Genomic DNA, 14,606 nt, shown 5'->3' with positions numbered 1-14,606 from the left:
GCGGCGTCCTCAGCGCGTGGCAACGGGAGCGACGGGTGCCTGCATCGGCGCGATCGCCTGTGCGGGACTGCCGGGCGCTGCGCCCTTCCCTTTCTCCTGATAGATCGAGACTTTCTGCCCCGGGGACAGGACGTGCACGCCCGCGGCGACCACCAGCATGCCGGGGGAGACGCCGCTGCCGATCACGGCCTCGTTGCCGTCGGCGGTAGCGACCTGAACCGGCTGCGAGCGGACCGTCATCGTGTCCTTGTCGAGCACCCACACGGCGGTGCCCTGGCCCTCCTGGCGCAATGCGCTGGTCGGCAACTTCAACACGGCCGTGCCAGTGCGCGACAGCGCCTTCGGCCGCGCGTAGACAGTCGCACCGAGCGCCGGCGCCGTCGCGGCATCGATCGTCACCTTGACCGTGTAAGTGCGCGTGACCGCGTCGGCGCTCGCCGCCACTTCACGCACCTTGCCCTCCAGCTCGGCGCCGCCGGCCCAGCCGCGCACCGCGACCGCGGAGCCCGGCTTGACGAGCGCCGCCCGGTCTTCGGGCACTGCGAACACGACGTCGCGCGCGCCGTCCTGGGCGATGCGCACGACCGGCGTTCCGGCCGCGACCACCTGCCCCGGCTCGGCTTCGATCGCGGTGATGATGCCCGGCACGTCGGCGACGAGCGTCGTGTAGTTGGCCTGGTTACCCTGCGACGCCAGTTGCGCCTGTGCCTGTTCCAGCTGTGCCTGGGCAGCCTTGTAGGTCGTCTCCCGGCGTTCCAGGTCGGCACCGCTGATGAAGTTCTGCTCGCGCAGTTCCCGGTAGCGCTTGAGGTCTGCCGAGGCGAGATCGCGGTTGGTCAGCGCCGCGGCGTGCTGGGCGCGGGCGCCCTCGGCGGCCAGCTTGTAGTCCTGCGGATCGAGTTGGGCCAGCACCTGTCCGGCCTGCACATGCTGGCCGAGTTCCGCCTGGCGACGCGTGATCTTGCCGGCCACCCGGAACCCGAGCCGCGACTCGACGCGCGCCCGCACCTCGGCCGAGAACTCCGGCTCCGTGTCATAGGTACTCGCTCCCACCGTGACCACCTTGACGGCACGCAGCGGCTCTTCGGCTGCGGGCGGACGGGAACAGCCGGCCACTGCAAGGATGGCCAGCACCACCCAGGCGCGGCCAGGGAACGAAGAGAGGGACGACGCGGTCATGAAGCACCCTTGAAGATACGAACGGGGGTCATTAATGACCAGCCGGTTAGTAATCTAGGGTAAACGCCAATCGCTGTCAATAAAAAGACCGCACCCGCGCTAATTCCGCTGGCCCATCTCGACGAGCCGATTGCCCGGCAATTCGAAGTAATCGGATGCCCGCCCGGCATTGCGCTGCAGCCAGCCGAACAAGGCCCTTCGAAGCGGATTCATTCCTGGCAAGGCCTCGTCGCCGATCGAGGCACGCGAGACGAAGTACGAGGTCGTCATCGAATCGCAGGCGAGCCCCTTCTGGTAGGCCAGGATGCGGATGAATTCGGGCACATCCGGCCGCTCCATGTAGCCGTGACGGGCCGTGACGACCCACACGCCCTGCCCCAGCGACTCGGCCTCGATCCGGTGGTGCGCGTCGACGCGCGGCGTGTCGCAAGCCAGCACCCTGAGCACGATCACCTGCTCATGCAGCACCTGGTTGTGCTTGAGGTTGTGCAGCAGCGCATGCGGCACCGCCTCCGCGTCGGCATTCAGAAACACGGCCGTGCCCTTGACCCTGTGCGGCATGTGGGCCTCGAGCGATCGCACGAACGGCACGAGCGGCAGGCTCTCGGCCGCAGCGGCTTCCAGCCCCAGGCGCCGCCCCTTCGCCCAGGTCGTGAACACGACCATCACGACCACGGCCACCGCCAGCGTGAGCCACCCGCCGTCGGCAATCTTGAGGCTGTTGGCGAACACGAAAGCGATGTCGACCAGGGCGAACAGCACAACCCCCACCAGCACCGCCACGCGGTTCCAGCGCCACAGCTTGAACGCGACGATGCCTGCCAACAGCGTCGTGGTGACCATCGTGATCGACACCGCAATCCCGTAGGCGGCCGACAGTGCACTCGAACTCCGGAAGCCGAGCACGAGCAGCAGCACGCCGACCATCAGCAGCCAGTTGATGCCCGGCACGTAGATCTGGCCGATGGCCTCGCCCGAAGTCTGGATCACCCGCATGCGCGGCAGGTAACCCATGCGCATCGCCTGCGCGGTGAGTGAAAAGGCGCCGGAGATGACGGCCTGCGATGCGATCACGGTCGCCATCGCAGCAAGGATGACCATCGGCAGCACGGCCCAGGACGGAAAGAGCCGGAAGAAGGGGTTGTCGATGGCCGACGGATTCGACAGCACCAGCGCCCCCTGGCCGAAATAGTTCAGCACCAGCCCCGGCAAGGCAATGAAAAGCCAGGCCAGCCGAATCGGCCGGGCGCCGAAATGGCCCATGTCGGCATAGAGCGCCTCGCCGCCCGTGAAGGCGAGGAACACCGCCCCCAGCACGCCCAGCGACTGCGCGCGATGCGTGACCAGGAAACCGACCGCATGACGCGGATCCAGCGCGGCCAGCACTTCCGGGTGCTCCAGCACCTGCCGCAGGCCCCCGACCGCAATCACGAGGAACCACAGCAGCATGACCGGCCCGAACACCTTGCCCACCACGCCGGTGCCCTTGCGCTGGACGGCGAACAAGCCGACCAGGATCGCCATCGTGATCGGGATGACGAAGGGCTTCAGCGCGTGGGCCTCCACTTCCAGGCCCTCGACCGCCGACAGCACCGAGATGGCCGGCGTGATGAGGCTGTCGCCGTAGAACATCGCCGCGCCCACCAGCCCCAGAAGGCCGATCAGCTGCCAGACCCAGGGCCGCGTCGAGGTGCCCGCCACCGCGTTTCGCGCCAGCGCCTGCAGCGCCAGGATGCCGCCTTCTCCGTCGTGGTCCGCTCGCAGCACGAACACCACGTACTTGAGCGTCACAACGAACATCAGCCCCCAGAACACCAGCGAGAGCAGGCCCAGCACCGCCTCGTGCGTGAAGGCCACCCCATGCTCCGGGTTCAGTGTTTCCTTGAAGGCGTAGAGCGGCGAGGTGCCGATGTCGCCAAAAACCACCCCGAGCGCGGCGACCATCAAAGCAGGGCCGGCGCGCGGATGAGGCGATGTGTCTGCGGGTTCTAGTTTCTGCGCCGTTGCGGTCATGTCGGTGTGGGGAGGGGGAACCGATCGTACTGCGCCGTGCAGCACAATCCGCCGCGTGCCATCCACCACCCACCCCGTCGTCGCCGCCGTGCCGACGCATTACGAGAACTTCCCGGTCGCCTCCTGGCTGTGTCCGCCGCGGCTGCGGCCGCCCATCGCCGCGATCTATGCCTTCGCACGCACGGCCGACGACATCGCAGACGAGGGCGACGCCAGCCCGGCCCGGCGGCTCGACGAGCTGCGCGCCTTTCGCGCGGACCTTGCCGCCGCAGCGCGCGGCGCTGCGCCATCGGACCGCTGGCCCGAAGTCTTCGGCCCGCTCGCCCACGCCATTCGCAGCTTCGCACTGCCGGAGAGCCTGCTCGCCGACCTGCTCTCCGCATTCATGCAGGACATCGAGAAGACGCGCGACGGCGCAGGCTACGCCGACCGCACGGAACTGCTCGACTACTGCCGCCGCTCGGCCAACCCCGTCGGCCGACTGTTGCTGCATCTGTACGGAGTTGACGATGCGCCTTCGCTCGCGCAGAGCGACGCCATCTGCAGCGCCTTGCAGCTCATCAATTTCTGGCAGGACCTCAGCGTCGATCTCCCTCGGGGGCGTTTCTATCTGCCGCACGAAGACAGCCGGTCGCACGGACTGAGCGCCGGCGACTTCCACGGCTTCAGGCCGCTGGGGCCTGCAGCCCCACCACCGGGCGCCATCGCACTCGTCGCCGGCGAGGTCGCATGGGCGCGCGCGCTGATGCGCGAAGGCGCCCCGCTCGTGCACCGGCTGCCGGGACGCGCCGGATGGGAGTTGCGCTTCGTGGTCCAGGGCGGCAGCCGCATCCTCGACAAGATCGAGGCGCTGGGTTGCGACACTTTCTCGGCCCGACCGACGATCGGCAAGGCCGATGCGCCGCTGCTCGCGTGGCGGGCCCTGCGGATGCGGAGACAATCGCCCGCATGAAGAGGCCCGCACGATGACCCCCGAGCAGTACGTCCAGGACAAGGCCGCTGCATCGGGCAGCAGTTTTTATTACGCATTCCTGTTTTTGCCGAAGCCGCGCCGCGCCGCCATCACCGCTTTCTACGCGTTCTGCCGCGAGATCGACGACGTGGTGGACGAGGTCACCGACCCAGGCGTCGCCGCCACCAAGCTCGCCTGGTGGCGGACGGAAGTCGCCCAGTCCTGCGCCGGCCAGCCGCACCATCCGGTGATGCAGGCGCTGATGCCGCACGCCGCCACTTACGGCATCGAGGAACGCCAGCTGCACGAAGTGATCGAGGGCTGCCAGATGGATCTCGACCAGACCCGCTACCTCGACTTCCCGGCCCTGCGGCGCTACTGCCACCTGGTGGCCGGCGTGGTGGGCGAAGGCGCCGCGCGCATCTTCGGCCAGAGCGATCCGCAGACCACCCAGTACGCGCACAAGCTGGGCCTCGCGCTGCAACTGACCAACATCATCCGCGACGTCGGCGAGGACGCGCTGCGCGGACGCATCTATCTTCCCGTCAACGAGCTGCAGCAGTTCGACGTGAAGGCGCACGAGATCCTGAATCGCGTGCACTCGGAACGCTTCATCTCGCTGATGAGGTTCCAGGCGGCTCGTGCGCACCAGGCCTACGACGAAGCGCTGGCCCTGCTCCCGCCGGCAGACCGGCGCATGCAGAAGCCGGGGCTGATGATGGCCAGCATCTACCGCACGCTGCTGCGCGAGATCGAACGCGACGACTTCCAGGTGCTGCACCAGCGCGTGAGCCTGACGCCCGTGCGCAAGCTGTGGCTCGCATGGCGGGTCCAGGCCCTGGGGAAGCTCTGACTTGGGCAGCGTCGCGATCATCGGCGGCGGATGGGCCGGCATGGCCTGCGCGGTCGAGGCAAGGCAGGCGGGCCATGCGGTCACGGTGTTCGAAGCCGCGCGCAACTGGGGTGGCCGCGCACGCGCCTTGAGCGCCACGCTGCCCGACGGCCAGGACGTGACGCTGGACAACGGCCAGCACATCCTGATCGGCGCCTACACCCGCACGCTGGAACTGATGGCGCGCGTCGGCGTGGATGTCGAGCGCGCCTTGCAACGCGTCCCGCTCATCCTGCGCTTTCCCGACGGCGGCGGCCTGTCGCTGCCGCAGATCCCGCAGTGGCTCGACCGCGCAACCCGGCACGTTGCACCGCTCGACGTCGTGGCCGGCGTGCTCGGTGCGCGCGGCTGGACATGGCAGGACAAGCTCTCGTTGCTCACGACGTCCACCCGCTGGAAAAAGCAGGGCTTCGTATGCCCGGACGATCAAACGGTCGCCAGCCTGTGCGCCACGCTCACGCCCCGCGTGCGCGCGGAACTCACCGATCCGCTGTGCGTGTCAGCGCTCAACACGCCTGCCGACGAGGCCAGCGGCAAGGTGTTCCTGCGCGTGCTGGCCGAAGCCTTGTTCTATACGCCGGGCGGATCGCAACTGCTCCTGCCGCGCGTGGACCTGGGCGCGCTGTTCCCGGATGCGGCCGATCGCTGGCTGCGGGCGCAAGGTGCCCGGACGATGCCGGGCCAGCGGGTGCGAGCCCTCTCGCGCGCGGACCAGGGCTGGCGTGTCGACGACGAGCCCTTCGACCGGGTGGTGCTCGCCTGTTCGCCATGGGAAGCAGCCCGGCTGACGGCCGAGCGCGCCCCGCAGTGGGCCGCCGTGGCAGAGGCCCTTCCACACGAATCCATCGCCACGATCTATCTGTATGGCGACGTGTCCCTTCAGGCGCCCTTCGTTTCACTGCGCAGCGAACCCGATGCGCCTGCTCAATTCGCATTCGACCGCGGTCAGCTCGGCGGGCCGAAGGGCCTCCTGGCTTTCGTGATCAGCGCGAGCACCGGCGATCGCGAGACACTCCAACAGCAGGTGCTGGCGCAGGCCCGCCGACAACTGGGTCTCGATCGCCTGCAACCTGTTCTGACGGTGGTCGAACGGCGCGCCACCTTTGCCTGCACGCCCGGACTGGTTCGACCGCCGATGCGGATCGCGGATGGCCTCATGGCCTGCGGGGATTACGTCGAAGGCGACTACCCCGGCACGCTCGAAGGCGCGGTGCGCAGCGCCATTGCCGCGGCCGCAGCGCTCTAGGCGCGTCCGGCCGGCTTGCCGACCCCTGTCCAGTCGGCGTGGAACCCAGTGCCGGAAGATTTCAGGATCGCATCGAGCGGATTCGCGACCACGCCCGAAGGCGCCGGGCGCACCGTCGCGCCTGAAGGCGGCCACGGCGCCGCGATGCCCGGCCGCGACTCCGAATCCAGCGCAATGCTGTGCTTGTCCATGAGCCGATAGAGCGTCATGCGCGAAATGCCGAGCTCGCGCGCCGCGTGCGTGATGTTCCGCCCGACACGGGTCAGCGTGAGGCTGATGGCGTCGCGCTCGGCCAGCGTGCGGGCGGCGTCGAGGCCCATGCCCACAGGGTTGTCCGCCATCGCGAGGCCGAGATCTGCGGGCCCGATCAATCGCCGGTCGGTCATGACGACCGCGCGCTGCACACGGTTGAACAGTTCACGCACATTGCCCGGCCACGCATGCGCGAGCATCGCCGCGACCGCCTGCCGGCTGAAGCCCCTGACGCGCGTGCGGCTCTTGGCGACGCAGCGCTGAAAAAAATACTCCGCCAGGATCGGTACATCCTCCATGCGCCGACGCAATGGCGCCACGTCGATCGACAGGACGTTGAGCCGATAGAACAAGTCGTCGCGGAACTGCCCGACCGCCACGGCTTCGGCCAGGTCCACATGCGAGGCAGCCACGACCCGGACATCGACATGCAGGCTGCGCACGGCACCTACGCGGCTGATCGTCTTTTCCTGCAGGAATCGCAGCAGATTGGTCTGCAATTCCACAGGCAGATCGCCGATCTCGTCGAGGAAGATCGTTCCGCCATTGGCGGCTTCGATCAGGCCGCGCCGCTCCGTCGACGCACCGGTGAACGCGCCCCGCTCATGCCCGAACAACTCGGACTGGATCAGCGACGGGGAGATGGCGCCGCAGTTGACCGCCACGAACGGCCCGGCGGAGCGATGCGAACATTGATGGATCGCTCGCGCAGCCAGCTCCTTGCCGCTGCCGCTTTCCCCGCCGATCAGCACGGGCGCCTCCGTGGCGGCGACCTTGCGAATCTGCTGGCGCAGCCGTGTGATGGCAGGCCCCTGCCCGACCATGCCCAGCGCGTCCACGGCATGCCGGTGGGCGGCATCGTGCCGCTGCCGCAGCATGGCGCGCTGGCTGGCGTGCTCCAGCACCAGTTCCAGTTCGTGTGGTTCGAAAGGCAGGACCTGGTGGTCGAAGAAGCTGCCCAGCACCAGTTCGCGAAAAGCGGGCGACTCCAGCGCCTGCGGCTCGCAGACGCATACCCATTCCGACCCGGCGGACGCGGAGACGCATGCCTCGACGGAAGCCTCCGGCACGGGGAGCACCGAACCGACGACCAGCACGCCCACCCTGAAGTCCCGATGCGCTTGCAGACGCCCCGCCGCGACCAGATCGGTCGCCTGAGCCACGTCCCAGCCGCGGGCGATCAGCGGCCCCGCCACCTCGCCCGCGTTGCCGCCCAGCGTCACGCAAAGGAAGTTTCCGGGTTGCATGGCGCCCCCTAGAAGGACATCGGCACCCTGACTGTCAGCTGGAGGTCGGGCGTGTCGCGGGTCAACCCGGCTCCCACGCTGACGTTCAACGTCGTCCGGTCGCTGTAGCGGTACGAATAGCCCAGCAGCAGCGAGGCCAGTTGGGTGCGTACCGAGCCGATGACGTACTGGTCGTTCTGCTTCGTGCGGCCGACGGAGTACAGCTCCATGCCGAGACTGAAGGACGAGCGCTCGTTGATGGCCAGGCCCATGCCGAGATTCATGCCGAAGACGCCTCCGGGCTTCACGTCCCCGAGAAACTCCGTCTGGCCGTTCAACACCGTGCGGCTGACGTCGTTGCGCGCAAAGCTGTAGGTGTAGCTGAGTCCACCGAAGAACACCGCGGGATCCGATGGCAGCAGGAACGTCAGGCTGGGCTGCAGCGAATAGAAGCCCGAGCCCACCGGGAGTTCCAGCGGAAGACCCGTGCCGGTCGCGTTGCCGATGCAGCGCGTCACGCAGTCGGTCGGGACCTCGAAGGGATCCTTGCCATTGCGCGCCTTGAAGCGCAGCGCACCGACCACATAGGGCTTGTTGTTGTCCCTGCCGTCGGCAATCTGGTAGCGAATCGCTGCCTCCACATCGCCGATGCCCTTGCCGTGGGTGTCGAAGACATTGTCGAAGGCGCTGCCGGTAAAGATCTCGCGGCTGATCGTGGAGTCCGAACGGTTGACGTACGGCACCTTCAATTCGAGTTCCAGGCGATTGGTTGCACCCCACCGGCCCGTCAGCGCGGAGATGAAGGTGTTGTTCTTGAACTCGCGGACGTCCACGAGGCCGATCAGGAGCGCCGGGATCACCGTATAGCCCACCAGCGCCACCCGGTTGCTGGACGAATAGACGTACTGCAGCGAAGGCTCCAGAACGAACTTGCCCTGCGGCGTGAGGATGCCGGGCTCGCTGAAGATCTGGGCCACCGGCGGCGCCTGGATTTCGGCGGCAGGCGCCACGCCCACGCGCACCGGTGTCGTCGAGGTGTCAGGGGTTTGTGCGGTCTCGGTCGGGATCCTGTTGGGTGTACCGGGCGCGGGCTGCGGCTTGCTGCCCGGAGCCGGCAACAGCGTCTCCCGCGCTTCCTGGGTGGACAGGCGCTCCTGCAGTTCGCGAAAGCGCGCGTCCTGCTCGCTGGTCAGCTTGCGGAGTGCCTCGATCTCCCGGCCCTGGTCGGTCACCTGCTGCTGGAGTGCTTCGATGCGCTTGGCGGTGTTCCGAGTTGCTGTCGTCCCCTGCGACTGCGCAACAGCGCCCGTCCAAGCCATCGAGGAACAGGCAAGCAACGCGAGCGCCCTGTGCGCACGATTCGTCTCCATTTGTCCCCTCTTTATGGTTTTTCCCGCGAGGTGTCGGGCGCCAGACTAATCTCATTCCTGTAACAGTGCCAAGCCAGAAGTTGCAATTAAAGGTAAGTCGATAGTCCACACCGGCCGGGTGTCTCAGAGGTGTGGCAGTTCGGTCCCGACGCACGTCGAAAGGGACGTGCCACCCGAGGCAAGACCCCGCCTCATCGCTATACCGTTCGGCCTACGTGCAACGCCTTACTTCGGCGAAATCGACTGTCACGCGCCCGAGACAGAAAGGGAAACTTTCGGCGTCATTCGCCGCGCAAGTCGCGGAGGCCCGGCCTCACTGGCAAGGCGGATGCAGGTCGGGTCCGGCGTCACCGAACTGTGACACTGCGAGCCTCGAATCCCCGCCCGCACCCCTCGAAAAAAGCGAGGGCACGCATTCACGAAACTGTCATGTGGAACGCCGCCCCAATGGAGAAAGCGGTGCAGGAAACAAGCAGTAAGTTGGTGGCACCGAAGTTGCACAGGCGCCCCTGATTTGCGGCGACGCACGTCACTACCAAGCTTGTTCAACTTTTCTGGAGGGTTCATGAGACAAACACTTCTGGCTTCGGCCATTGCGCTTGCTTTCGGGTTCAGTGGTGCGGTGTTCGCCCAGCAGACTGCGGGACCATCGGGCGCCGGCGCGGATACCAACACCAATACAAACACCACCACCGATAGCAGCACGACAACCGACAGCAGCACGAACAAGGAATCCGGCGCGGCAACCGCCACGGCCGCACGTTCTGCAGCGCTGAACAACGGTTCCACCGGAACATTCGACAACGCCTTCAACTTCAATCAGACGACCGCAACGGCGAGCAGCAATCTGAATGGAAGCGTGACGGGCAACGCCGTCGGCGGCATCGGCAACCAGGCCTACAACACAGGCTCGGCTGCGGGCGGCGCAGGCTACGGCGGCCGCGGTGGCAGGGGCTTGGGCGGCACCGCCTCGGGCACCGGCAACGGCGCGGCAGGTGGCACCGGCGCGGCGGCAGTGGGTGGCTCGGGCGGCAGCGCTTCCAATGGCAATGCGACCAATGGCAGCGCCACGAACGGCAGCGCGACCGCAGGCTACGGCGGCACCGGCAACGGCGGCAATTCGAATGGCGGCGCGGGTGGCGGCAATGCAACCGCGAATGGCCAGGCCGGCGGCGCGGCGGCAACGGGCGCTGGCGGCGGCACGGGCGGCTACGGCGGCAACACCGGGAATGCCAACTCCGGCACATCCGGCCGTGGTGGCGATACCGGCAATGCCAATGGCGCCGGCGGCGGCGGCGGCGGCGGAACCGGCAATGCGAATGCCGGCGCTGGCGGTACGGGCGGCAATACCGGCAATGCCGGCGGCGGCGGCGGTACCAATACGGCAGGCGCAGGCGGCGGTGCCGGCACGGGCGGCAGCAACACCAGTGGCGCAGGCGCCGCGGGTGGCGCAGGTGGATCGAACACCGGCGGCGCAGGCGGTGGCAGCGGTGCGGGCGGCACCAACACGGCAGGCGCAGGTGCGGCTGGCGGCGCAGGCGGCACCGGTGGAGCCGGTGGAGCGGGCGGCGCAGGCGGCACCAGCACGGGCGGAGCCGGCGGTTCGCACACGGCAGGCGCCGGAACCGGCGGAGCCGGTGGCTCGGGCACCAACGGCAGCGCGACCAACGGAGGCGCGAGCAACGGCAGCAACACTGCTGGCTCAGGCGGTGACGGTGGCGGCGGCACTGGCGGCGCAGGCGGCGCAGGTACCGGCGGAACCAACACGGCTCAAGGCGGAACCGGTGGTGCTGGCGCGGGCGGCACGGGCGGCGCAGGCGGGACCAACACGGTCAACGCAGGCACGTTCAACATGTCCAACAGCATGACGAGTGTTGGGCAGTCGGCGGCCGGCATCATGCTCGCGAACCAGAACAGCGGCATCGCTTCCCTGGTACAGCAAAGCGTGAACGTGCAGGCCAACCTGTCCGTGGGACGCTGATCGATCGCGAAGACCGATGAACGCCGTGCAGCCCGATCCGGTCGGGCTGCACGGCGAACGTCGGCTTGTCCCTCACAGCAGGCCATAGGGAGACGCCATGAAATTCATCACCCTCGTCGGGTCCGCCTGCGCGGCCCTGGGGATGCTGTTGCCGGTTGCGGTTGCGGCGCAAGGCGCTCCGGCGACTGGCGAGACATCGGCCGGGAGCGATCAGGACGTGGCATTTGCCGCCATACCGGTCGATTCCGAGAAGCTCGCCCGCTATCGCGGCGGCGCCGACCAGGTCAGCAACGAAATGACGCTGAACGGCACCACGGCCAACAACTCGGCCAACCGTGTCACCACTGGCGACAACACCATCAGTTCAGGCTCGTTTTCCAACATGAATGGGCTGCCGGTCGTGATCCAGAACTCCGGCGCGAATGTACTGATACAGAACGCAGTGATCCTTCATCTGCAGATGAACTGAGGAGAGCGCCATGCGGGGCATGCTGCTCTCCTTCGCACTGCTGACTGCGGCCGTCGCCGTGCCTGCCCAGCAGGCTTATCTGCCCGGCCTGGGCGGGATGGACGTGACTTTGCCCATCACCAGCCTGAAACAGGCTCGCATGGGGCGCACCCTGATCCAGAAATACGATTTCAGTTGCGGCTCGGCCGCCGTCGCCACGCTGCTCACCCACCATTACGACTACCCGGTCACCGAAGAGGCCGTGTTCAAGGAGATGTACGAGAACGGCGACCAGGCGAAGATCCACAAGGAAGGCTTCTCGCTGCTCGACATGAAGCGTTACCTGGAGGCACACGGCTTCAAGGCCGACGGGTTCGAGCAGCCGCTCGAAAAGCTCAACCAGGCGCGCATCCCCGCTATCGTTCTGATCAATTCGAACGGCTACCACCACTTCGTCGTGGTCAAGGGCGTGCAGGAAGACCGTGTACTCATCGGCGATCCCGCACAGGGCACGCGCGCCGTGTCGCGCAAGGTCTTCGACGAGAGCTGGAAGAACGGCCTGCTCTTCGTCATCCACAGCCACGTCGACAAGGCGAAGTTCAACGTGGCCGCCGACTGGCGCGTCGCACCCCGTGCGCCGTTGGGGCGTGGCGTCGGCCGATCGAGCATGGGCGACATCACCATGCCGAAGCTGGGGCCGGGAGACTTCTGATGCATGCCAGGCACTTCCCGTCCGCGCGCCTTGGGCTGGGGCTCTGCCTCTGCGCGCTCGCGGGTAGCGCCCTGTCCCAGGTGCAAGCCGGCGAACCCGATCCCGTACCGCGCCACGAGGAGGTGTGGATGGCGGTCAGCGGCCACACGCTCGACCAGATGCGCGGCGGCTTCGACCCGGGCAACGGCCTGCTGGTGAGCTTCGGGATCACGCGGGCCGTCTACATCAACGGCAACCTCGTGACGCAGACCACGCTGGACTTCGGCCAGATCAACAACCTGACCCCGGTGCAGGCGGCGCAGCTCGACAAGCAGCTGTCGAGCCTGAACCTGGTGCAGAACGGGCCGGGCAACACCGTCCAGGCGCAGCAAGGTGGCGCGAACTACGGCACCGTGATCCAGAACACGCTGGACAACCAGCGCATCGTGAATCAGACCGTCATCAATGCGTCCAGCAACGCGGCGGGAATGCTCAAGAACTTCAACATCCAGTCGACCGTGAGCGACGCGGTGGCCCGCGCCATCATGAACTCACGTTGACGAATCCGCGGCCTACGCGGACTCCAGCGCCATGCACAGCGCGTGCAGGTTCGGCACGATCAACTGCGGCCGCGCGCCGTGTTCCCACGGACGCTCATCGCGGACCAGCCAGGCGGCCTGCATGCCGGCATCGAGCGCGCCCACCACGTCCAGCACGGCGTCATCGCCGACATGCAGCACGTCCTTCGGAAGCAGGCCGACCGACGCCGCGGCCGCCCGGAAGATCGGCGCGTGCGGCTTGCCGCTGCCGAATTCGCGCGCATTGAAACCGCTGCGGAACCAGCGGCTCACGCCGGTGAGCTTCAGGTCTGCGTTGCCATTGGAGATCGCCACCAGCGGATAGCGCTCGCTCAGCCACCGCAGCGCGGGCAGGACGTCGTCGTAGAGCGTCACACGTTGCCGCTCGGCAAAGAAGGCATCGAACGCCGGGTCGGCCAGCGCCGGGTCTTCGCCCGCGCGACGCAGCGCGGTGCGGATCGACTCGCGCCGCAGCGCGCTCAGGTCGTGCGCAAGATCGGAGCGCTCCTTGGCGGTGGCTTCGCGCAACTCGCGCAGCATGCCGGGCGTGACCAGCAGGCTGGCCGTCTTGGGCGCCTCGCGCACGAGCCACTCATGAAGGACGCGTTCTGCGCGTTCGATGGTCGGCCAGATCGGCCAGAGCGTGTCGTCGAGGTCCAGCGAAATCGCGGCAATGCGCTTCACGTCGAGGGTCATGGAATCAGAGGTCGCGGAGGGCATGACCGAGAATATCGCATGCCTTTTCGACCTGAACCGCCTGCCGGCGACAACGCCCAGGAACGCACTGCCGTGCTCTGGTGCAATCTGGGATCGCCTGACGAGCCGACCGCGAGCGCCGTCCGCCCCTACCTCGCCGACTTTCTCGGCGACCCCCGCGTGGTCGAGATTCCGCGCGCGCTGTGGGCGCTGATCCTGCACGGCATCATCCTGCGCACACGGCCCTCCAGGTCGGCCGCCAAGTACGCCAGCATCTGGATGCCCGAAGGCTCCCCGCTCAAGGTCTGGACGAAGAAGCAGGCGACGCTGCTGGCAGGCTGGCTCGGCGAGAAAGGCCATCGCGTGACCGTGCGCGATGCGATGCGCTACGGCAATCCGTCGATTGCCTCGCGGCTGGACGAGTTCAAGGCCGAAGGCGTCACGCGCGTGCTCGTCCTCCAGGCGTATCCGCAGTACTCGGCCACCACCACGGCGAGCGTGATCGATGCCGTCAATGCCTGGAGCGCGCGCGTGCGCCGCGTGCCCGAATTCCGCTTCGTCAACAGTTATCACGACGATCCGCTCTACATCGATGCCTTGGCGCAAAGCGTTGCGCGCCACTGGCAGCAGAACGGGCGCCCCGACCAGCTGGTGATGAGCTTCCACGGCATTCCCGAACGCAACATCAGGCTCGGCGATCCCTACCAGGCGCAATGCATCGCGACCGCGCGACTGCTTGCGGACAGCTTTCAGCTCACGCCGGCGCAGTACCGGGTCACCTTCCAGTCACGCTTCGGCCGCGCCAAATGGCTGGAACCGTACACCGAGCCCACGCTGCACGAACTCGGCGCGGCGGGCGTCTCCAGGGTCGACGTGATGTGTCCGGGCTTTCCGGCGGATTGCCTGGAAACGCTGGAGGAAATCGCAATGGAAGGCCGCGACGCCTTCCTCGGCGCAGGCGGCAAGGAATTCCACTACATCCCCTGCCTGAACGACAGCGCCCCATGGATCACTGCGCTGGCAGGCATCGCGGACCGCCACCTCGGCGGCTGGCCCACCCGACAGGCCTGAAGCGCCTGCGG

At 67.5% G+C, this 14,606-nt stretch carries 13 protein-coding genes; 8 read left to right on the top strand and 5 right to left on the bottom strand.

Annotation, left to right across the window (positions count from 1 at the left end; genetic code table 11):
- Positions 1-9: 9 nt before the first annotated feature.
- Both QTH90_RS00850 and QTH90_RS00845 read right to left on the bottom strand, forming a co-directional pair.
- Entirely contained in the window at positions 10-1,179 is a 1,170-nt protein-coding gene (locus QTH90_RS00850) for an efflux RND transporter periplasmic adaptor subunit (RefSeq protein WP_286662660.1), read from the bottom strand.
- Between the two features lie 99 nt (positions 1,180-1,278).
- Positions 1,279-3,123 carry a potassium transporter Kup gene (locus QTH90_RS00845; protein ID WP_286662659.1) on the bottom strand — a complete coding sequence of 615 codons (1,845 nt, stop codon included), beginning with the start codon at positions 3,121-3,123 and terminating at the stop codon, positions 1,279-1,281.
- 115 nt (positions 3,124-3,238) lie between these two features.
- Here QTH90_RS00845 and hpnC point away from each other — a divergent pair, with 115 nt between their 5' ends.
- The 3 genes from hpnC to hpnE are packed head-to-tail and all read left to right on the top strand — an operon-like array spanning position 3,239 to position 6,282.
- Positions 3,239-4,144, top strand: a complete 906-nt coding sequence (gene hpnC / locus QTH90_RS00840) for a squalene synthase HpnC (RefSeq protein ID WP_353506609.1) — start codon at positions 3,239-3,241, stop codon at positions 4,142-4,144.
- 13 nt (positions 4,145-4,157) lie between these two features.
- Positions 4,158-4,997 carry a presqualene diphosphate synthase HpnD gene (gene hpnD, locus QTH90_RS00835; RefSeq protein ID WP_286662658.1) on the top strand — a complete coding sequence of 280 codons (840 nt, stop codon included), beginning with the start codon at positions 4,158-4,160 and terminating at the stop codon, positions 4,995-4,997.
- A gap of 1 nt (position 4,998) precedes the next feature.
- Entirely contained in the window at positions 4,999-6,282 is a 1,284-nt protein-coding gene (gene hpnE / locus QTH90_RS00830) for a hydroxysqualene dehydroxylase HpnE (protein ID WP_286662657.1), read from the top strand.
- Here hpnE and QTH90_RS00825 read toward each other — a convergent pair.
- Together QTH90_RS00825 and QTH90_RS00820 are read right to left on the bottom strand one after the other, a co-directional pair.
- Positions 6,279-7,781 (bottom strand): sigma-54 interaction domain-containing protein, encoded by a 1,503-nt coding sequence (locus tag QTH90_RS00825; protein WP_286662656.1) that lies wholly within the window; start codon positions 7,779-7,781, stop codon positions 6,279-6,281. The genes hpnE and QTH90_RS00825 overlap by 4 nt on opposite strands.
- Positions 7,782-7,789: 8 nt before the next feature.
- Positions 7,790-9,130, bottom strand: a complete 1,341-nt coding sequence (locus tag QTH90_RS00820; RefSeq protein WP_286662655.1) for an acetate kinase — start codon at positions 9,128-9,130, stop codon at positions 7,790-7,792.
- A gap of 565 nt (positions 9,131-9,695) precedes the next feature.
- Between QTH90_RS00820 and QTH90_RS00815 the strand changes: the two genes are divergently transcribed.
- The 4 genes from QTH90_RS00815 (at position 9,696) to QTH90_RS00800 (ending at position 12,810) form a co-directional block, all read left to right on the top strand.
- Positions 9,696-11,111, top strand: a complete 1,416-nt coding sequence (locus tag QTH90_RS00815; protein ID WP_286662654.1) for a hypothetical protein — start codon at positions 9,696-9,698, stop codon at positions 11,109-11,111.
- A gap of 97 nt (positions 11,112-11,208) precedes the next feature.
- Positions 11,209-11,580 (top strand): hypothetical protein, encoded by a 372-nt coding sequence (locus tag QTH90_RS00810; RefSeq protein ID WP_286662653.1) that lies wholly within the window; start codon positions 11,209-11,211, stop codon positions 11,578-11,580.
- A 10-nt stretch (positions 11,581-11,590) separates the two neighbouring features.
- A complete protein-coding gene (locus QTH90_RS00805; RefSeq protein WP_286662652.1) occupies positions 11,591-12,271 on the top strand; it encodes a C39 family peptidase in 681 nt (226 codons plus the stop codon).
- Positions 12,271-12,810, top strand: a complete 540-nt coding sequence (locus QTH90_RS00800) for a hypothetical protein (protein WP_286662651.1) — start codon at positions 12,271-12,273, stop codon at positions 12,808-12,810. Before QTH90_RS00805 ends, QTH90_RS00800 begins: the two co-directional genes overlap by 1 nt.
- 12 nt (positions 12,811-12,822) lie before the next feature.
- Here the strand turns inward: QTH90_RS00800 and QTH90_RS00795 are convergent, their stop codons facing one another.
- The gene (locus QTH90_RS00795; protein ID WP_286662650.1) at positions 12,823-13,524 is read right to left on the bottom strand and encodes an HAD family hydrolase; all 702 of its coding nucleotides are present in this window, start codon (positions 13,522-13,524) and stop codon (positions 12,823-12,825) included.
- Positions 13,525-13,563: 39 nt separating this feature from the next.
- On the opposite strand from QTH90_RS00795, the gene hemH reads away from it, so the two are divergent.
- A complete protein-coding gene (gene hemH, locus QTH90_RS00790; RefSeq protein ID WP_286662649.1) occupies positions 13,564-14,595 on the top strand; it encodes a ferrochelatase in 1,032 nt (343 codons plus the stop codon).
- Positions 14,596-14,606: the final 11 nt, after the last annotated feature.

Origin of the sequence: Variovorax flavidus (assembly GCF_030317145.1) — a bacterium.
Lineage (GTDB): Bacteria > Pseudomonadota > Gammaproteobacteria > Burkholderiales > Burkholderiaceae_C > Variovorax > Variovorax flavidus.
This window is presented reverse-complemented; position numbering and strand designations above follow the sequence as displayed.

Coding starts and splice junctions, on each gene's coding strand:
- QTH90_RS00850 (WP_286662660.1), bottom strand. CDS start 1,179: ATGACCGCGTCGTCCCTCTCTTCGTTCCCTGGCCGCGCCTGGGTGGTG.
- QTH90_RS00845 (WP_286662659.1), bottom strand. CDS start 3,123: ATGGTCGCCGCGCTCGGGGTGGTTTTTGGCGACATCGGCACCTCGCCG.
- hpnD (WP_286662658.1), top strand. CDS start 4,158: ATGACCCCCGAGCAGTACGTCCAGGACAAGGCCGCTGCATCGGGCAGC.
- QTH90_RS00825 (WP_286662656.1), bottom strand. CDS start 7,781: ATGCAACCCGGAAACTTCCTTTGCGTGACGCTGGGCGGCAACGCGGGC.
- QTH90_RS00820 (WP_286662655.1), bottom strand. CDS start 9,130: ATGGAGACGAATCGTGCGCACAGGGCGCTCGCGTTGCTTGCCTGTTCC.
- QTH90_RS00815 (WP_286662654.1), top strand. CDS start 9,696: ATGAGACAAACACTTCTGGCTTCGGCCATTGCGCTTGCTTTCGGGTTC.
- QTH90_RS00810 (WP_286662653.1), top strand. CDS start 11,209: ATGAAATTCATCACCCTCGTCGGGTCCGCCTGCGCGGCCCTGGGGATG.
- QTH90_RS00805 (WP_286662652.1), top strand. CDS start 11,591: ATGCGGGGCATGCTGCTCTCCTTCGCACTGCTGACTGCGGCCGTCGCC.
- QTH90_RS00800 (WP_286662651.1), top strand. CDS start 12,271: ATGCATGCCAGGCACTTCCCGTCCGCGCGCCTTGGGCTGGGGCTCTGC.
- QTH90_RS00795 (WP_286662650.1), bottom strand. CDS start 13,524: ATGACCCTCGACGTGAAGCGCATTGCCGCGATTTCGCTGGACCTCGAC.
- hemH (WP_286662649.1), top strand. CDS start 13,564: ATGCCTTTTCGACCTGAACCGCCTGCCGGCGACAACGCCCAGGAACGC.